Source organism: Parapedobacter sp. 2B3 (genome assembly GCF_041925275.1).
Taxonomy (GTDB): domain Bacteria; phylum Bacteroidota; class Bacteroidia; order Sphingobacteriales; family Sphingobacteriaceae; genus Parapedobacter; species Parapedobacter pyrenivorans_A.
In genome coordinates, this window is record NZ_JBHEUZ010000011.1 from 152,541 (window position 1) to 171,826 (window position 19,286).

Consider the following 19,286-nt stretch of genomic DNA (forward strand, 5'->3'; position numbering starts at 1 on the left):
TATCCTTGAAATTGTTATTAACTTTAGATGCGTCGGCATGGATTTCCCGGCGATGTTATAAACCAGTCAGATAAATGGTTATGGAAACACCCACCCGTATTTTCGATATATTAACGTATTACAAAAACCATTTTGCCAAACCGATCATGGTGGCCGGAAAAACAGCGGGCAAATGGACGAATCACTCCACGGATGACTTTTTGTCGACCGTGGATAACCTCAGCAAAGGGTTAGTGGCCAAGGGCATCGGCAAGGGCGATAAAATCGCACTCATGTCGCACAACCGGCCCGAGTGGAATTTCTGTGACTTCGCCATCAATCAACTGGGTGCTGCCGTAGTGCCCCTATACCCAACGCTTTCCAAGCAGGACCTCTCGTTTATCATCCATGACGCGGAAGTAAAGATCATTTTCCTAAGCGACGCCGAGCTCTGTGAAAAGATTGCGGGCGCGTTGGCGGAAAACAACCTTGATATCCCAATTTACACATTCGATCCGGTAGTGGCCAAACCCTCGTGGCAATCGCTGGTGGATGAAGGCAAGCAGCACGATGTAGACCTGGCCCCGTACCGCAACGCCGTTGGTGAAGATGACCTCCTTACATTGATTTACACATCGGGCACCACCGGCAAGCCAAAAGGGGTATGCCTTTCCCATAAAAATGTATTGACCAACGTATACGATTGTTTCAATCTCCTACCGGATTACTTTAAAAAAGCGCTGAGTTTCCTGCCACTATGCCATATTTTCGAACGCATGGTCGTATATCTCTATTTTGCCAAGGGCGTAGAGGTACACTATGCCGAAAGCCTGGATACCATCGTAGCAGACATCAACGACGTGAAGCCCGATGGATTTACCACGGTACCGCGGGTTTTGGAAAAAGTATATGACAAAATCGTCTCCAAAGGCAAAGAACTCAAAGGGATTAAGAAGCACATCTTTTTCTGGGCACTCAACCTCGGACTCAACAACAAAGAACCGGGCAAGAACGGTAGCTGGGTCGATTTCCAACTAGGCATTGCCCGCAAATTGGTATTCAAGAAATGGCAAGCGGCGCTTGGCGGCAACATCAAGCTGATCGTTTCCGGGGGTGCCGCGTTGCAGCCCCGCCTTGCGCGAGTGTTCTGGGCCGCCGATATACCCGTGATGGAGGGGTATGGTCTCACCGAAACCTCGCCGGTGATTGCAGTAAATACACTGGAAAAGGGCGGCGTCAAGTTCGGCACAGTGGGCAAGGTGCTCAAGCATGTGGACGTGAAAATTGCCACCGACGGTGAAATATTGTGCAAGGGCCCCAGTATATTCCGCAGCTACTATAAAAACGACGCTGCCACGGCCGAAGTGATCGATGACGAAGGTTACCTGCATACCGGTGATATCGGCGAGCTGGACACCGAAGGCTTCTTGCGGATCACGGACCGCAAAAAGGAAATGTTCAAAACGGCGGGAGGCAAATACGTAGCACCCCAAGTGCTGGAAAACAAATTCATGGAATCTACCCTGGTCGCACAGGTCATGGTCATCGGTGAAAACCGGAAATTCCCCGCTGCCCTTATTGTGCCCGCATTCGACGTGTTGGCACAATGGTGCAAGATCAAGGGCATCCCCTTCCGCTCCAACGAAGAGGCGGTCAAAGACCCGGCGGTGATCGAGAAATACCAACGGGAAGTCGATCGGCTCAACCAGGGGTTCGGCCAGTGGGAAAAGGTGAAGAAATTCGTCCTGCTCCCCAACCAGTGGACCATTGATGCCGGCGAACTCACCCCCAAGCTCAGCCTGAAGCGTAAAGTCATCCTCCAGCGGCACGAAGAAGCGATAAACAGCATGTACCAAGAAAACTAATTGGTCGTTCATTGGTTTCTTTACTGGACTTACAGCTAACGACATGAAATTTTTCCGCACCCAATTCTACAAAGACATTTTCAAACTGCTTAGCGATACCGCCAGTGGCTTTTCAAATGACAATGGAATGAAAATGAGTGCCTCATTGGCATATTATACCATCTTCTCGATCGCGCCATTGCTCCTTATCGTTATCTGGACCGTTGGCTTCTTTTACGGCGAATTATTAGCCGGGCCTGAAGACGCACAAACCGAGGTCTTCGATGAGTTCGCCAACATTTTCGGGCCGGAAACGGCGGCCCAGATACAGCAGATCATCGCCAACATCAGCGTATCGAACAAATCGGGCTTGGGCATTGCCATCGGTATCGGCACACTGGTTGTGGGATCGACCACCATCTTCGTCGAAATACAAGACTCGTTGAACCGGATTTGGGGGGTACGGCCAAAACCGAAAAAAGGGTGGCTAAAAATGCTGCTCAACCGTGTTTTGTCGCTCTCCATGGTGCTCGGCCTCGGATTCCTATTGATTGTATCGTTGATTGCGAACGGCCTGGTCGTTGCACTCAGTTCGCAGATCACTAATTACTTTCCCGATATTTCGGTTCTCGTTGTTGAATGGGCCAACGTTGCCCTCACATTGGTGGTGATAACGGTGCTCTTTGCGTTCATCTTCCGTTTCCTCCCCGATGCGCGCATGCGATTCAGGGACGTGATGGGGGGTGCATTGTTTACCGGCGCCCTGTTTATGCTGGGCAGGTATCTCATCGCCCTCTACATGCAATTCAGTGCGCCGGCATCTGCTTATGGCGCCGCCGGCGCCATCATCGTGCTGCTGTTATGGGTATACTATTCCGCAGCCATCCTTTATTTTGGTGCTGAATTTACGAAAGTCTATGCGCTGAAATATGGCAAAGGTGTCTGGCCTTCGTCGTATGCCGTGAAGATCGTAACGACGGAAAAGGAGGTAGAAGACGAGCCTCTCCGGATATCCGACAGTCAAAACAACGAAAGTTGAGCAGACGCCAGCTTCACCCGGTCGAAATTGCTTGCTGTGATTCCCAATAGCCGTATGGGCATCGAATCTTCAGCCACCACTGTACGGAGCGACTGGCAAGCCAGCCCTAGCACCTCTTCAAACGCATCAGTATAATATGGTAGGGAGTGGCTCCGGGTCATCAACCGGAAATCGGCGAACCTCACTTTCAGCGTAAACGTGCGCCCCTTCAGGCTACGTGCCTGCAAGCGCGTGGTCAGCTTCGTAGCAATCTTACCCAGTTCCTCCTCCATGCTATCCAAACGGTCTAGGTCGGTGGAGAAGGTGTCTTCTACCGCGAGCGATTTCAGTTCGCGATTGGGTTGTACCACCCGGTCGTCTATGCCCCGCACAATCCGGTAATAGAAGTGGCCACTCTTTCCAAATAGCCGCACCAAGTCTGCTTCGGCCATCCGTTTGAGGTCCGCACCCGTGAATAATTGCAACTGGCGCATCTTGGCAGCGGTTACCTTCCCTACCCCGAAAAACTTTTCAACCGGCAGTTGCTCCATAAACCGTTCTACGCGCGAGGGGCCGATGAACGTGAGGCCATCCGGCTTGTCCATATCGGAGGCGATTTTGGCAACAAACTTATTGATGGACACACCGGCCGATGCGGTAAGCCCGAGCTCGTTGCTGATGGCGTCCTTGATGTAGGTGGCAATATCGATGGCAGACCCTATCCCCAGCTTATCGGTGGTCACGTCGAGATAAGCCTCATCGAGCGATAGCGGCTCAATCAGATCGGTATAGCGCCTGAAAATGGTGCGGATTTGCGCGGAAACGGCTTTATACGCGTCAAACCGGGGCGGCACGAACAGCGCGTGGGGACATAGTTTAACTGCCCTGCTGCAGGGCATTGCTGAATGGATGCCATAGCTACGGGCTTCGTAGCTCGCCGTGGCCACCACGCCACGGCTTGTCGGCGCCCCCCCAACCACCAGCGGCTTACCTCGATATTCCGGAAAATCACGTTGTTCTACCGAGGCATAAAACGCATCCATATCAATATGGATGATTTTCCGCATATCCTTTGTTCCTTTCCTACATTAGTTGACGGTATACCGGTACACCGCCCGCCCGATATTGCCATGTGCATCGACGCCTTCCACCACCACCCGATAACTTCCTTTTCCGTCGGCATTGTAATATTCCAGCTGCGCTTTGCCATCCTCCCCTGCCTTTACGTCAGGGTTCCAGTAAATGGTCGTACGGATATCATTCACGGCGCGGCGCTCGGGGGTGTCGTACTTGGGCACATAGAACTTACGCTCTTTAACGTACCCCAGTGGGGTGAGGTCAATGATATTGCTTTTTGGCAGTAGGCTTTCTATCTGGCTGAGCGACATACGTGGCGCTTTTTCCACCTTTTTGGTATAGATAGACACCACACCGTTATTTTGGTACATGCGGCTCACGGTACCCAACTCGTCCTTGAGAAAAATCTCGATACCTTCTACTTCCGTGGGCATGATGCCGTGCAACCCGGCTACATCCATGGCCATCCCGTTCACAAAAAACTGCACGGGGATGCGCCCACCCGCATTGTAGTCGCGTGTAATGAAAAAGAGCTGGCTTTGCGCATCGTAGGTAACGCCCGTAAGGGCCGTTTGCAGACACATGACGAGGTTATTGCATCCCTTTAACCGATCGGCATTGATTTGGTGGTCGGCCATACCCAATCCCGACAGCGCCGAATAATCTTTGTGCGAAAAACTCGGCCGTGAGGAGGCGGTAACCTCCACTTCTTCCAGCAGGATGGATGTGCGGTATTCATTACGGCTATTGTCGAGGTAGTTAACAAACTGTTGGTCTATATTCAACACATCATCGGCGCGGTAGGCGGTGGTATCAATCCCCGGAAACTGCGTGGGGTCCACATTGATTACCATGTTACGGTAATTATCGTTCCCCCGTGCGTTGATGGTTACCCGCGACGAATCCGTAAACTGTAGGTCTTCAAATACAAAGCGCCCCCGTTCATCGGTATACACATCCTTTCTAAAGCTCCTGTCGGGGATAGAAAGCAGCAGTCCGCCATTGACCACAGGCTTACCGTTATTGAGGCGCAAGATACCGGCGATTTCGATACCCTGCTCGGGAAAAAAATGCACCGGGGGATACTTGTCCGCTAAAATATCGGCATAAGAAAACCGGCGGTACCCTTGTGTAAGCAGTAACGCATCCAACGCGTTGCGCTTTTCGGTATCCGGATCTGTAAAATAGTAATTGGGTGCTTCCACATAACCTTTGAGGTCGGACGTGAGCAAGAGATTGCTCAAGATGGTAATTTCCCGATTTCCATCGAACGGCACTTTTGTTTCGTCAACCACCGACACCGAATAGTTCCCGGCGGTGGGTGTGCCGTTATTGTCGACAGTCAACCCGAGGTTCACCAGCTCTTTCGCCGCATACGCTGGTTTGTTGCTGGTCACGGCGATGTCAAGTGGCCGGATGTTCTCTACAAAAACCAACCGCTCGCTGAGTGGCTTCCCCGCTGAGTTGAACAAGGTAATTTGAGCGACGCCTGTTGGGAAGCGATCCTTCGGCAAACTCACCGTTATGGTTGCATTACGTAGCACCGCCTGCGCCGCGTAGCAGAGAACGCCATTGGCTTGGGCCACCAGGTAATAGGCACTGCCGCTATTGGCGCTGTAGTATTGGTCGTTGGCTACGATACCCAGCTGCAATTGGGCGGTATCCGACTTCAACACCGTCACATTGATTCCCTGGTCAACTACCGGCGGCAGCGGGTATTCCCGATTTTCACCGCTTTCAAATGTCAGCTTTGCTGTATAGTTCTTTCCCGGTTCGGGGGTCATCGTGAAGTACCCCATACCGAAGTGTGCCCCGGCGATCGATGCCACTTCAGCACCGCCTTGGTCAACAATATTTCCGGTAACGGGGAGCCCGCGCCCGTCACTTCCAACAGCCTTGAAAGCCACTTTCTTGGCCACGCCCGCGATGAAATCGCCACCCTCCGGGAAAAACTGGACGTCAGCATCCCACACTGCGCTGCGCAGTGGGAAACGGCCTAACATGGGCGGTGCGCTTCCCGTCGTTTCCAAGGAAACATGAAGGCTCCCTTCGCGGAGCACATCCCTGTCTTTTCCATTGATGTTGATGACCACGTTGCCCACCGCATCGGTCTTCCCCTTCCCATCGTCAATCGGTTCCCAGCCCGCCACCGCCGCCCAAGTAAGTTTGCGGTCGCCCAACGGCTTGCCCTCCCGATCTTTGAACTGGATGACCGCTTGGGTACGGGCGTTCTTCCCATTACTCACATCGTTGAATGAAACGGTATAGTGCAGGTTATTGTTGAGCACATCGCCGATAGGAACAATCTTATTGAAGAAATACGCAGGATCGAAATTGACCATCCATTTTGTATATGCCCTGAAGCGGTAATTCCCTTGGGTATACCATTCCTGGTCGAGCACGAGGTGCCCATCGCCGCCTTGGTCAGTAAGCGGAATCCGCATGGTTTGCATCAACGAGTCCTTGCCGTTCATCACTTCCACGTACGCCACTTTGCTCAGCTCGTAGTTGTACATGTTGCTGGTAAGGTAGACCTTAAACCACATCGTGTCGCCTACGGCATAGTAAGGCTTATCGAAATGCACATGTACTTTCTCAATGGGATACGCTTCCAGCAATTTTTGTGTTTTTTCAACAACGGTATTGATACTGATCGTATCTTGTTGAGCATGTAGCTGGATGGATTGGCAACAGATAAAAAGCGCGCAGCACAGTAGTTTGGCAATACGGTTCATTCCCATCATATTTCGAGTCAATAAGCCGCTAAGATATCTTTTTTGGGCGCTTATGCCAAATGGGCAGCCAATTTTAACATTTAATAACGCGGAGTTCAAAGCAAAGGGGCCAGTAGCCGGCATACGGAATCCAGGCCTCTTTTCCATCGTGGCCGCATGAGCCAGCCGTCCATCGTAAGGAGCGTACTATCCTGCTTGTCGCGTTCAAACTGCCCGTTCAGTTGGTGGCACAATGCATCGTCATGGATGACAGCGCTCACCTCGAAATTGATATAGAAGCTACGGATGTCCAAGTTTACCGTACCCACGTAGGCAAGCTTACCATCGATGCAGGCCGTCTTCGCATGCAGGAACCCCTTCTCGTAAAGGTATACCGATACGCCGCGGGCCAACAGCGGTTTCAAGAACGAAAAGGAGGCATGCTGCACGAAAAAGGAGTCGGATCGCGCCGGCAGCATCAATTCTACGTTCACCCCCGAGCCCGCCGCCAACTGGAGCGCCGTGCTCAGTTCATCGCTGGGGATAAAATAAGGTGTGCACAACTGGATCGATTTTTCCGCTTCGGCAATCCCGATCAACAGTGCCTCCATATTGAACGGCGCAACGGAGCCGGGATCGCAAAAGGCGAAACTCACTGCCGCTCTGCCCATCGGCACCATGGGCGCGGTGTAAAAATAGCCATCGCGCAAACTGAAGGAACTCCCCTCGGCGAGGTACCAATTGATCCAAAATTGGGTCTGCAACACATTCACCGCCTCGCCGCGGATCCGTACAGCGCTATCCCGCCAAAACAACCCCTTCCGCTGATCGTTGATATACCGATCGCTGATGTTGATACCTCCCACAAAGGCCGTATGGCCATCAATAATGGCGATTTTGCGGTGGTTTCGGTAATTGCTGTTGGCCAGCGATGTAAATGTAACGGGCAGAAAAGCGACCAACTCGATACCGGCCTTAGCAAGGCGCTTCCGTTGCCGGTTGAGTCCGGGAGAGCCAAAATCATCCGCTATGATCCGTACTGTTACGCCAGCAGACACTCTTTCAGCCAATAGGTCAATAATCCGATTGCCGATACCATCCGTATCGAAAATGTAGTACTCCAGGTGGATGTGGTGCTGCGCGCAGGCAATGGCCTCCATCAGTGCCGGAAATTTCTGCTCGCCGTTTATCAGTAGCCTTACTTCGTTGTGGAGCGTGGGAGGTGCCACCCGCTGGTTTTTGAGGAAGGTGAACACCCTGCTTAGCTGGCCAACGGACTGTTTGATGACAACCAGGTTATCATCCATCAACGGGCTAAGCTGCTCCCAGAAACGGATTAACCGGGTATACCGCTCCCTACCCTGCACCCTGAATACCTTGACTTTCCGGAATTTCTGGCCAAAGAGGTAATAGGTGATAATTCCCACGATGGGGATAAAAACAATAACCAGCACCCACGCAATCGTCTTCGACGGGTTCCGGTTCTCAATCAGGATGGTTAGGATAACGGCCACGTACACCAACAAAAGCGGCACCCAATACCATTGATAGATGAAGGCGCCGATTTGGTGAAGTATATCGATGGTGGCATTACCCAATACGAACATACCCAAATTTAGGCATTTCGGGCAATATCCGCGATTTTTTTCTCCACCGCCGTGATAACCATTTCCATGAAATCCACCCCGTGGAACTCGCTGGCATGAATCAGCCCACCCGGGCTGAACACATTGATTTCCATTAGTTTGTAGCCCACGATATCCAATCCCACCAAAAACATCCCATCTTTCCGCAACAAGGGCCCCACGGTATCCACAATGGCCTTCATCTCTTTATTCATGGAAGCGCGCTTCGCTTTGGCCCCCTGGTGGATATTGCTTCTTATTTCCCCCGCCTGCTGAACGCGGTGGATCGCGGCTACCTTGCCATCTTTTACGATCGGCTCCCCGTCCATCAAGAAGAGGCGTATATCTCCCTTTTTTGCCGCTGGCAGGTATTCCTGTGCAATGACAAATCCATCACGGCATATCGCTTCTACGATTTGCTTACGGTTTTTGTCGTCCTTTTTATCTACAAGGAACACATTTTTACCACCGGATCCTTTGAGTGGCTTGAGGATGATCCGGTGGCGCTGGTCGCGGTAAAATGCTTCCACATCGGCCATGTTGCGGGTAATCAGGGCCAACGGGCGCACGGACTCCGGGAAATATTGCAGGTACATTTTATTGGAGGCTTTTATCAGCCCCTCCGGGTTGTTCAATACCAACACGCCCTGCTGGCTGGCCAGCTGGCCAAAGAGTACGCCGGCATCCTGGGCCCAAGGGCGGTTTTCCATATCGGCCGCAGGGTCGTTCCGCAGCCATAGCACGTCCCAAGTCTTGGAACTTTTCAATACCTTTTCCTCAGCAACCACGGCTTCCAGGAATGTATTCAGCGAACGAAATTCCCGATCGGGTACTTGGCGGCAATGCGCACCTATTTTACCGTTGGGCAAATATACCAGATCCCCAACACCCGCATAAAAAACAGTATGCCCCCGTTTATGGGCCTCATACGCCAGTGCCGTGGTGGTGTACCCCGCCAGCTCCTTCCTTACTTGATTGACAACGAATGTGATGGTCATATTTTTGCTTGTTTGCTATTTGCTTGTTCGCTATTTGCTTGTTTGCTTTCCGCACACGTAACCGAAGCTCGGCGATGTGCAAAAGGCGAGGAGCAAAAGTGCGTTACCTAATCATTTTAAACACGCTCCCCTCCTTTTTAATTTCTGCGATTTTGGCGATGTACGGCTCTTCTAAGTACTTGGGCCGCAAAGGCGATGGCTTTAGCAACTGCCTGTGCATGAGCTCATCTACGATAGGCAGGTAGTCCTGCCTGATCTTTCCGACAAGCAACTGGGTGATGTCCCTACCTTGCTTGATGTACTCGATCACATTCAACAGCCCCTTGAGATAGACCGCATCCTTTGTTAACCCACCTCCACGGTATACGCGCATGGTTATATAGAAGGCAGCTTCATGCTTGAATCCGTATTTTTCGGTGAGCATATCAAACGTATCGGCAAAGGGGTTTCCGGCGACCATGTGATGTACCGCTACGACCCGGGCTGCCAGTATCCGCATGCGTTGGTTGGTTAGTCCCCCGGTTATATATTCGCTGAGTACCGCCAGTCCTTCCTGCAGCTGTTCATAGCCCGGCACACCCACGTAGAAAAGCCTGAACGGCTGTGCCTTGCCATTGTAGTAGGTAGCCACGTGCGTTCCTACTTCATGCTGGAGCAAGGCAAAGGCACGTGCCTTGGATATACGGTAACGACTACTGATATTGAGTGTGCCGCGCGAGACCATGACCCCCTCCACGTCGTCGCGCACGCGCACGGCCGTTGATACCGCATCGTACTGCTGTTTGAGGTAGTTCAACTCAACCTTGGCCAACTCCGCAAATGCATCGGCATCCAGCATATCGCGTTCCTCGGCCGACGGCGGCATTTGTCCGGATGCCACCAATATCGCCTGCGCGGTCTCCAGTAAATCTTCCTCGATATTGCCGAAAAGCTGTTGGCTGCTATAAACGAAGTCAGGCTTTTCGCGGTCATTCAACATGTTGAGCATGCGGTCCACCTCTTTCCGTTTGTCGCGGAAAAGATAGGCGATGGTGGGGTCGGCGATGTCCTCGATGGGGAGGTTATACAATTTACGCTTAATCAATTCCGGATCTATCGGCATCGGCCGGTAGTGGAACACGGGGTTGTTGTGATATTTGCTTTTGGCAAAACTATGCCAGGCATCCTGTGTATTGATAGGAGTCACCAATAGCAAGAAATCGAACAGGTTACTGTATTCGGCCAGCTTCTCATCGATATCCCATACACCTTGGTGCAATTCCGTGGTGCCCAGCATTTCGAAATGCGCCGCGCTATACGACGTTTTCATCCGTACAAATTCGAAGAAGCTCTTCCGTAGTGCCTTGCCGAAGCCTTCGCGTAGCGCCCTTAGGAACAACGGGTAGGGTGTGCCTGTCTGTTCATTGATATATACGGGCGCAATAGCCAGGCCGATGACGATAATTTCGCTTTTGCGCGCCTCCTCTGCATTGAAAAACTGGCCATAATAGGTCGGTGCAGGTAGCCTCTTGCCCTTTGCCAGTTCCACTTCCATACCTGGCAATTGCCCTAGGTGCATCCCCTGCAATTCCGACCGGAGTTTCTCGGCTACCTCCAGTGCGCTCTTTTGGCCCAGATGGATGGTGAAGGTAGGCGAACCTGCCTGTTCGGAAAGCCAGACTTCCAGCAGCATGAACCCTCCGAACCGGTCGGCCAGCGTACTGGCTATTTCGCGTACAATCGTCGTTGTGGGGCATGCTTCGGTATCCGGGGCCACCAAGTAGGCCGATTCGGTCTTTCCCAAGGTCGAGGTAAACGTGTCCTCGCCGTTCGGTGGTACGCGGTACACCAATAGATAGGGTACCGGCCGGTCGATATGGAGTTCACCGCCGCATGGAAGCGCCATCCGCACAGGTTGTCCGTTCTTTAGCCTTGCGCGTATACGGCTTATATGTTTCTTGGTATCAACGTCCATACGGATAACCAGGTTTAACGGTGTCTCCAAGTTTATCCAACAGGAACGGTATGCACCCGGCAAGCATGGCCTTCAATTGGCGGAGATGCCCGATGTCTACCCTACCCGTCCATTCGTCCATAAAGGTCTTTTTGAACTCCAGCGAAAGCACACAGCCATACTCACCATAGTTACGGTTGATCCATTCCGAAAAACCGCCGCCTTTGAATTTCACGTTCTCGCGTACATCGATGAATAAGCCGTCAATCTGATGGTGTGCGAGGAAACGGGTGAGTTGTTGTCCCAGGCTTTTCCACTTCTCGTGGTTATGCCCCGTCCCCACATTGACCTCCGGATTCTCCCCGATGCCAGCTGTCGCCAACGGGGTTTCGCGGCGATGGTTGTAGCTATGTACATCCAGCACCACAAACTTGCCGAACAAGTCAATTGTCTGTTGGATTAACTGTGCTACCTCAGCATAGAACCGATCGTACCCTACCAATAGCTCGTTTATTACGAACTCCGGCAGCATGGGCTCCCATACTGTCAGTCCCCACGCATCCGAGGGCTTCCGATACACCGCCTCTTCGCGCCTGCGATTTAGGTCGGTCTGGAATCTCGAGGTCTCTACGGCGATGCGGCTCACCCGTAGATTGGCCATGTATGCGGTATAGGGGTCTTCTTCACGGAAACGCTCATGCTCTTGCAAATGCATATAACTGAGCAACGACGTGTCCATCCGGTGCCCATCGTGGATAGCGGCCGCAATAATGGGGCTGCGCGCTTTATGTACGTGATATACCAAATCCATGTCGAAATCAATAACACCAGTATCCAATGAAATGTTTGCGCCCCACGGTTATGCGACTTTTGGCATGCATTCTGAAATTCATTGCATATACGGCTACCGCCACGAAAGCGGCAGCCGTTGTCAAGAAACAAGTAACGAAATAGATACTAGGACAACAAAATAAGAAAACATGAACACATCCATCAGATTAAACACTAAAACACTTATAGCCATCGTTTTAATGGCGTTGCCGCTACTTGCTATTTTTAGCTGTTCCACGGGCTCGTCCAAGACAACCAATGGCGAAAACAACGCGATTGCGCTCCCCGTTCAACCCATCGATACCACAACCGCCGTAACGGTAAAAGACTATCTGGGCACCATCGAAGGCAAGGTCAATGTAGAAATACGTCCACAGGTTGAGGGCATTCTGGAAGAAATATATGTGGATGAAGGTGCGTTTGTAACAGAAGGTCAAAAACTTTTCAAGATCAATCCGCAGCCCTATCAAGAAGAGCTGAACAATGCGCTGGCCAACGAGAATGTAGAGAAAGCCAAACTGGAAAATGCCAAGCTGGAAGTGGAGCGGCTAAAGCCGTTGGTTGAAAACGATGTAATCTCCGAAGTAAGACTACGCACTGCAAAGTCAGATTACGATGTGGCGAAAGCCTCGCTCGACCAAGCGTCGGCAGCCGTGGCCAGTGCCCGCATTAATCTCGAATTTACCACCATCAAGGCACCCGTAAGCGGGTTCATTGGCCTCATACCCAGGCGCGTCGGCAACCTTGTCAGCAAGAGCGACCCTTTGACCGAGCTGTCCGACATCAGCGAAGTGTACGTCTACTTTGCGATGAGCGAATCTGATTTCCTTTACTTCCGTAAAAAATACGGGAAGCAAGACTCGACCAAGCAACCGGCCGATACCACACAGCTCATCCCAAATGTATCGTTGGTCATGGCCGATGGGTCGGTATATGCCGAACAGGGGGTGGTAGACGCCATCAATGGGCAGGTAAACCGCACCACGGGAGCCATCAGTCTCCGTGCTACCTTCCCCAATCCGGATCACGCACTCCGCTCGGGCAATACGGGCACCCTTAAAATGGAGGAGCGCCAACCCGGCGTACTTACCGTGCCCCAAGTGGCCACCACCGAATTGCAAGACAAGGTTTTTGTGTATACCCTTACCGCAGACAACCAGGTGAAGAAGCAGGCCATCGAGGTATCGGGCAAAAGTGGGAATAACTACATTGTAAAAAGCGGGGTCGCGGCGGGCGACCGGATTGTCCTTTCGGGGGTAGATAAGCTCTCGGACGGGATGGAGATCAGACCATTGAATGTTCCCACGGCTGCCACAGCGGAATAAATCCCATTCAATACGATCCTTTGACTTTATAGCACCGTACGGTGGGCGCGCTTTGCGTCTGATTGCCGCGTGCTATCTACAGAACAACTGCAATGCTCAAAACATTCATCAACAGGCCTGTATTGGCCACCGTCATCTCCACGCTGCTTGTCATCCTCGGATTGGTATCCATGTGGCAGTTACCCATCACTCGGTTCCCCGAAATCGCACCGCCGAGTGTGACCGTTTCGACCTCTTACCCGGGTGCAAACGCTGAAACCGTGGCCGGGGCCGTGCTCCTTCCCATTGAAGAGGCAATCAACGGGGTACCCAACATGACGTACATCCGGTCGTCGGCCACCAATTCGGGATCTGGAAAAATCACGGTATTTTTCAAAACCGGCACCAATCCGGACCAGGCATCGGTCAACGTGCAGACGCGCGTATCCAAAGCCAGCTCGAACATCCCGGCGGAAGTTATCGAGTCGGGTATTACCGTGGAACCCCGGCAAAGCGGTATCATCATGACCATCGATATCTTCAGCGACCACCCCGATACGTTGTATGACGAAACGTTCCTGCAGGCTTACGCGCAGATTAACCTCATGCGTGAGTTATCCCGTGTAGACGGTGTAGGTGAGGTACGCCGTGTAGGGGCACGCGACTACTCCATCCGGACGTGGCTGAACCCCGAAAAAATGGCGGCCTATGGGTTAGTACCCCAAGACGTCCGCGATGCGATCCGCGACCAGAATTTTGAAATTGCCCCCGGCAAATTCGGCGAAACCTCCAACGAGGCCTTCGAAACCATTCTCCGCCACCAAGGGAGGTTTACGCTTCCGGAAGAGTTCGAACAGATCGTTATCAAAACCAATCCCGATGGCTCGGTACTGTACCTTAAAGACATTGCCCGCATCGAACTCGGGGCCACCAACCTCGGCAGTGACAATAAAGTCAATGGATACCCCGGCCTTACGCTCAACATCCTCCAGACCAGCGGATCCAACGCCCGGGAAATCGACATCCATATCCGCGAGGTAATGGAGCAACTCGCCAAAGACTTCCCCGACAACATCCATTACAATGTATCTTATAGCGTACGCGACCAAATTGACGAGTCCATAGACCAGGTAAAGCACACCATATTCGAGGCCGTTGTCCTCGTATTCATCATTGTATTCATTTTCTTGCAAAACCTCCGTTCTACACTGATACCGGCCATTGCTATCCCCGTGTCGCTCATCGGCACCTTCTTTTTCCTGCAGCTATTCGGGTTCTCGATCAACGTGCTGACCATGTTTGCGCTGGTACTGGCCATCGGTATTGTAGTTGACGATGCTATTGTGGTGGTGGAAGCCGTACACCAGAAAATGCACGCCACGAAATTAAGTCCGCGTAAAGCCACACACGCTGCCATGGGCGAAATCACGGGAGCCATCATTTCCATTACCCTGGTGATGGCAGCCGTATTCTTTCCGGTAGGCTTTATGCAGGGGCCTTCGGGTGTATTCTTCCAGCAGTTTGCCTACACCTTGGCTACCGCCATCCTGATTTCCGCACTGAATGCATTAACACTCACTCCTGCGCTGTGTGCACTGTTGCTCAAAAGACCGCCCGAACATGAATCGGCGGTATCGGCGGACCACAATCCGCCGGCAGCAGGCAAAAAAGGAATCAGCGGTTTCACGTCGCGACTTTTCAGTGCCTTCAATACGGCATTTGACACGATGACCCATAAATACATACACGCTATACGTTTCCTCATCGGCCGCAAGGTCCTGGCACTGGCGGGTCTCGCAGTGGTAACCGCGATTGGCGTATGGCTGATGAATCGGACGCCCACGAGCTTCATCCCTTCCGAAGACGATAGCTTTGTGACTTACTCCATGTCTATGCCCCCCGGCGCATCGCTTGCCCGTACCACCGAAGCGCTTACAAAAGCAGACAGCATATTGGCAAAACGGGAAGCGATTGCCGGCATGACCACCGTATCGGGCTATAATGCCATAGACGCCAGTGCCAGCTCGGCTTTCGCCGTGGGTTACATCCAACTTAAACCTGCCGGCGAACGCGGTGAAGTCCGGAATATCCATGCCATCATGGACACCATACGCAGCGACCTTGCGCAGGTCACTGACGCATCGTTCAGTGTCTTTCCTAGGCCGACCATCCAAGGGTTCGGTGATTTCTCGGGACTGGAGTTCGTGCTGCAGGATCGCATGGGAGGGTCTATGTGGGATTTTGGTACCGTGGCCGATACCTTCATCATGGAATTGGAAAAGCGTCCCGAAATCGCGTCGGCGTATACAACATTCAACGCCAACTTCCCCCAGTACGTCCTGGAGGTCGACCCGGTAAAGGCCAAGGCCCTAGGCGTGAGCATAAACAGTATGATGCGCACCATACAAGGGTATTACGGCCGCGTGCGGGTGAGCGATTTTAACCGCTTCGGGCGGCAATACCGCTTGTATATGCAAGCGGACTTCACCTACCGCAACGATCCCGAATCGTTCAATTCGATCTTCGTACGCAACAACAACGGCGAAATGGTCCCGGCCAACACGATCATCAAGCTACGGAAAGCCATGGGGCCCGAAATCGTAAACCGCTACAACCTCTACAACGCCATCGCGGTGAATGCCATCCCGGCCGAAGGTTACAGTACGGGCGAAGCCATGCAAGCCATGGAAGCAACCGCCGCGGAGTACCTGCCCGGCAATTATGGCTATGAGTGGACGGGCATGAGCCTGGAAGAAAGGCAATCGGGCAACGAGACTTTCCTGATTTTTGCGCTCAGCATCGTTTTCGTCTACTTCCTCTTAGCCGCGCAATACGAAAGCTACATCCTGCCCTTGGCCGTTATGCTTTCGGTACCTGTAGGACTTATTGGTGTTTTTGCTGTTGTGAATTTAGTGGGGTTGGAAAACAACATCTATGTACAGGTAGGATTGATCATGCTCATTGGCTTGCTAGCTAAAAATGCGATACTCATCGTTGAATTTGCGGTGCAGCAACGGCGGGCAGGGTTGAGCATCATCGAGTCGGCCCTAGAAGGTTCGCGCATGCGCCTGCGCCCCATCCTGATGACCTCGCTGGCGTTTATAGCCGGCTTGGTGCCGCTGATGTGGACGGTAGGGCCATCTGCCCAGGGCAACCATTCGATCAGTTTCGGTGCTGCGGGAGGGATGTTCTTCGGCGTGACACTGGGGATTTTCATCATCCCGGTGTTATACATCGTTTTCAAGCACTTGGATGAAGTTGTTAAAAATAAGTTGACCACGAAAGAAGAAGAAGAATGAACAAAATAACTTGGCAACCCGGTCTGGTGGCGGCGATTTGTTCGTTGCTGATATCATCGTGCAAAGTGGGGCGTGATTACGTCCGTCCGGAAACCGGCCTCACCGACACATTCCGTAGGGCTAGTGGCCCTGACAGTATCGCCGATACGATGAACATCGCCGACATTCCATGGTCCGACTTTTTTACCGATAGCATGCTTACCATGCTTATTGATAGTGCTATTGCCAACAACTTCGATATGCAGACCGCCCTGAAAAACATCGAGATTGCCAACCAATCGGTACGACAATCCCGGGCGGCGTTCTTCCCTCAAATCGGTGCGGAGGTGGCAGGCACTAACCACCAGTGGCGGTCGAGCGATTATTATTCTTCTCCCTCTTCGGGTTGGTATGAGCGTGGCGGCAAGGGTACGCCCCCGGAAGACCTTTACATGCTCAGCTCCCAATATTTCTCTTCGATCAGCATGAGCTGGGAAGTGGACATCTGGGGTAAGCTACGCCGACAAAAGGAAGGCGCGTTGGCCGAATACCTGCAAACATTCGAGGCTCAAAAGGTCATCCAAACGGGTGTGGTGGCCGCCATTGCCGAAGGATATTACAACCTACTCACACTGGATGCCCAGCTGGAGGTAGCCCGGCGTAACCTGAGACTCAACGACAGTACGCTCCAGATTGTGAAGCTCCAACGCGATGCAGGTGAAGTAAGCTCGCTGGCCATCCAGCAGACGGAATCACAGATGCTTGTGGCCGCCTCGCTCATACCCGAATTAGAGCAACAGATTGCTATACAGGAAAATGCACTAATGGCACTAACAGGGCGCATGCCAGGCGGTGTATACCGCTCCTCTGCATTAACCGACTGGCATATGCAGGAAATCTACGATGCCGGTGTACCTTTGCAACTGCTCACCAACCGTCCCGACGTGCGAGAAGCCGAGCTTGAGCTGCGTGCCGCCAATGCCGAAGTGGGCGTGGCGCAGGCATACCGTTACCCCACACTGACCATCGAGGCCGAAGGCGGACTCAATGCCATGCTGCCACAAAATTGGTTCAACATACCGGGGGCATTGTTTGGCGGACTCATCAGCGGTGTTACGCAGCCGATATTCAGCGGCAGGCGGCTCAAAACACAGCATGAGGTTGCCAAGCTGGAACGTGACAAAGCCGAGATTGGTTTCCAGCATACCGTGATGGACGCTGTGCATGAGGTGACCAACGCGCTGGTTATGATCGAAAAACTCAACGAACAACTTGCCATTGCCCAGCAACGGGTAGCTACCGCGCAACTCGGCGTCAAAAACGCCAACCTGTTGTTCAAAAGCGGCGAAGCGACTTACCTGGAGGTCATCACGGCACAAGGTAATGCCTTGAATAGCGAGTTAGATCTGGTTAGCATCAAGCAACAGCAGCTTAATGCGAAGGTAACGCTATATAAGGCGTTGGGTGGAGGGTGGAAATAGCGATACGCTGTTGCTAATTTCCCGAAGACATGTTGAGGCGAACCGACGCAACCTGCCGGTTGTCCCAGCGATCAACGGTTTCTTCGATAACCAACCTGTCACGGTAAAACCGGCCATGCATCACTTGCATACCTTTATAAAGGACTGTAAGTGGTTGGTCAAGATCAACCAACGCGTCGTTGAAGTAGATATAAAATGCCTTATAGTCGTTTTCCAGTATGGAAATCGTTTGGCCACTAATGGTTGCAACGATTTTTTTCCCTTTCCCGTGCTCGGCCTCTTCGGGCGGCACGCCTAACCAATAAAAACGCTGATGCGGCCGGTCGTCTTGGATCCACACAATCTTATCCGGATTGGGTTGATTAGTATATCGTGCCATCCAGTCAACCGCCATGGTATCGGCCTGTTCCATCCAGTGCCCGTATTGCGGGTAAATATGGGATGTGTGGATATAACCACCATTGTCAGCTTGTTGCAGACTATCCAATTTACCTGCCCATCCCTCGGCTACGCGATTACGATGATAAGCCGAGTCTAACCCACCCATGAACAGCGCAAACGGAAGGTTCCTCAGGTTATCAACACGCGCGTCATTCGGGTGCCCAGCCATCATGGCTGCTGCCGCCCAACGGTCGGCCATACGGGTAGCCAACTGGTACACGCCGTCTCCACCCGCAGAATAACCCATCAGATAAACTTTAGCGGGATCCACACCTTCCATAATGACAGCCGTTTTGATAAGCCCATCAAACAGGTCATCTATAAAATCCTCATGCCAGAGCATCCAACTGTTTGTCGGTGCTCTAGGCGCCACATACACGCCTTCTTTGGGCGAATAAAGATCAATTTGGTTGGCCCACTGATTATCATTTATTTCTTGTGTAGCATTCCCTCCGCCATGCATCGAAATAAATAGGCTTCGTCCAGTGGCGGGCTTTTCCCCGAACACCTTATATTCGAACTTCATGACAGCCCCACCCGGATGGATAATTTGTTTTTGCATCCACTGCCGTTCTGCCTGTTGGCGGTATTGCGATCGCTCTGCGGCAATCAGGCTATCAGCTAGTGTAACAGCGGCTTCCGCCGAAAGCTCCTGCGCGTATACACAAACGTAAGGAAGCATCAGAAACAGGAATTGTATCAATCGAGTCATCATCGCGCGACAAAAGTAACGAAAGTAGACACCCTACACATCAACCGCCAG

At 52.3% G+C, this 19,286-nt stretch carries 12 protein-coding genes; 5 read left to right on the forward strand and 7 right to left on the reverse strand.

All coding sequences use genetic code 11. The features are described 5' to 3' along the window. The first annotated feature begins 80 nt into the window (after positions 1-80). Positions 81-1,844 (forward strand): long-chain fatty acid--CoA ligase, encoded by a 1,764-nt coding sequence (locus tag ACEVG1_RS13755; RefSeq protein WP_374744318.1) that lies wholly within the window; start codon positions 81-83, stop codon positions 1,842-1,844. 43 nt (positions 1,845-1,887) lie between these two features. After that, positions 1,888-2,862: a YihY/virulence factor BrkB family protein gene (locus tag ACEVG1_RS13760; protein ID WP_374744319.1), complete on the forward strand. Its 975-nt coding sequence runs from the start codon at positions 1,888-1,890 to the stop codon at positions 2,860-2,862. On the opposite strand, the gene dinB is transcribed toward ACEVG1_RS13760, so the two are convergent. The 6 genes from dinB to ACEVG1_RS13790 form a co-directional block, all read right to left on the reverse strand. Beyond that, positions 2,844-3,908: a DNA polymerase IV gene (dinB, locus tag ACEVG1_RS13765; RefSeq protein WP_374744320.1), complete on the reverse strand. Its 1,065-nt coding sequence runs from the start codon at positions 3,906-3,908 to the stop codon at positions 2,844-2,846. The genes ACEVG1_RS13760 and dinB overlap by 19 nt on opposite strands. A gap of 21 nt (positions 3,909-3,929) precedes the next feature. Beyond that, positions 3,930-6,653 carry a carboxypeptidase regulatory-like domain-containing protein gene (locus ACEVG1_RS13770; RefSeq protein ID WP_374744321.1) on the reverse strand — a complete coding sequence of 908 codons (2,724 nt, stop codon included), beginning with the start codon at positions 6,651-6,653 and terminating at the stop codon, positions 3,930-3,932. A 95-nt stretch (positions 6,654-6,748) separates the two neighbouring features. Then, on the reverse strand, positions 6,749-8,239 hold the full coding sequence (gene cls / locus ACEVG1_RS13775; RefSeq protein WP_374744322.1) for a cardiolipin synthase: 1,491 nt from the start codon (positions 8,237-8,239) through the stop codon (positions 6,749-6,751). A gap of 8 nt (positions 8,240-8,247) precedes the next feature. After that, positions 8,248-9,255, reverse strand: a complete 1,008-nt coding sequence (locus tag ACEVG1_RS13780) for a glutathione synthase (protein ID WP_374744323.1) — start codon at positions 9,253-9,255, stop codon at positions 8,248-8,250. A 103-nt stretch (positions 9,256-9,358) separates the two neighbouring features. Beyond that, positions 9,359-11,209, reverse strand: a complete 1,851-nt coding sequence (locus tag ACEVG1_RS13785; protein ID WP_374744324.1) for a flavohemoglobin expression-modulating QEGLA motif protein — start codon at positions 11,207-11,209, stop codon at positions 9,359-9,361. Continuing rightward, the gene (locus tag ACEVG1_RS13790) at positions 11,199-11,999 is read right to left on the reverse strand and encodes an N-formylglutamate amidohydrolase (protein ID WP_374744325.1); all 801 of its coding nucleotides are present in this window, start codon (positions 11,997-11,999) and stop codon (positions 11,199-11,201) included. Before ACEVG1_RS13790 ends, ACEVG1_RS13785 begins: the two co-directional genes overlap by 11 nt. A gap of 169 nt (positions 12,000-12,168) precedes the next feature. Here ACEVG1_RS13790 and ACEVG1_RS13795 point away from each other — a divergent pair, with 169 nt between their 5' ends. From ACEVG1_RS13795 to ACEVG1_RS13805, 3 genes are all read left to right on the forward strand, one after another. Beyond that, positions 12,169-13,344, forward strand: coding sequence for an efflux RND transporter periplasmic adaptor subunit (locus tag ACEVG1_RS13795; protein ID WP_374744326.1), 1,176 nt, complete (start codon positions 12,169-12,171; stop codon positions 13,342-13,344). A gap of 92 nt (positions 13,345-13,436) precedes the next feature. After that, entirely contained in the window at positions 13,437-16,622 is a 3,186-nt protein-coding gene (locus ACEVG1_RS13800) for an efflux RND transporter permease subunit (protein ID WP_374744327.1), read from the forward strand. After that, on the forward strand, positions 16,619-18,082 hold the full coding sequence (locus ACEVG1_RS13805; protein ID WP_374744328.1) for an efflux transporter outer membrane subunit: 1,464 nt from the start codon (positions 16,619-16,621) through the stop codon (positions 18,080-18,082). Before ACEVG1_RS13800 ends, ACEVG1_RS13805 begins: the two co-directional genes overlap by 4 nt. Before the next feature lie 13 nt (positions 18,083-18,095). Here ACEVG1_RS13805 and ACEVG1_RS13810 read toward each other — a convergent pair whose 3' ends face one another. Then, positions 18,096-19,238 carry a hypothetical protein gene (locus ACEVG1_RS13810; protein WP_374744329.1) on the reverse strand — a complete coding sequence of 381 codons (1,143 nt, stop codon included), beginning with the start codon at positions 19,236-19,238 and terminating at the stop codon, positions 18,096-18,098. Positions 19,239-19,286 lie beyond the last annotated feature (48 nt).

Excerpts from the sequence above, each read along its gene's own strand:
- ACEVG1_RS13755 (WP_374744318.1), top strand. The coding sequence starts at position 81 with ATGGAAACACCCACCCGTATTTTCGATATATTAACGTATTACAAAAAC.
- ACEVG1_RS13760 (WP_374744319.1), top strand. The coding sequence starts at position 1,888 with ATGAAATTTTTCCGCACCCAATTCTACAAAGACATTTTCAAACTGCTT.
- dinB (WP_374744320.1), bottom strand. The coding sequence starts at position 3,908 with ATGCGGAAAATCATCCATATTGATATGGATGCGTTTTATGCCTCGGTA.
- ACEVG1_RS13770 (WP_374744321.1), bottom strand. The coding sequence starts at position 6,653 with ATGAACCGTATTGCCAAACTACTGTGCTGCGCGCTTTTTATCTGTTGC.
- cls (WP_374744322.1), bottom strand. The coding sequence starts at position 8,239 with ATGTTCGTATTGGGTAATGCCACCATCGATATACTTCACCAAATCGGC.
- ACEVG1_RS13780 (WP_374744323.1), bottom strand. The coding sequence starts at position 9,255 with ATGACCATCACATTCGTTGTCAATCAAGTAAGGAAGGAGCTGGCGGGG.
- ACEVG1_RS13785 (WP_374744324.1), bottom strand. The coding sequence starts at position 11,209 with ATGGACGTTGATACCAAGAAACATATAAGCCGTATACGCGCAAGGCTA.
- ACEVG1_RS13790 (WP_374744325.1), bottom strand. The coding sequence starts at position 11,999 with ATGGATTTGGTATATCACGTACATAAAGCGCGCAGCCCCATTATTGCG.
- ACEVG1_RS13795 (WP_374744326.1), top strand. The coding sequence starts at position 12,169 with ATGAACACATCCATCAGATTAAACACTAAAACACTTATAGCCATCGTT.
- ACEVG1_RS13800 (WP_374744327.1), top strand. The coding sequence starts at position 13,437 with ATGCTCAAAACATTCATCAACAGGCCTGTATTGGCCACCGTCATCTCC.
- ACEVG1_RS13805 (WP_374744328.1), top strand. The coding sequence starts at position 16,619 with ATGAACAAAATAACTTGGCAACCCGGTCTGGTGGCGGCGATTTGTTCG.
- ACEVG1_RS13810 (WP_374744329.1), bottom strand. The coding sequence starts at position 19,238 with ATGATGACTCGATTGATACAATTCCTGTTTCTGATGCTTCCTTACGTT.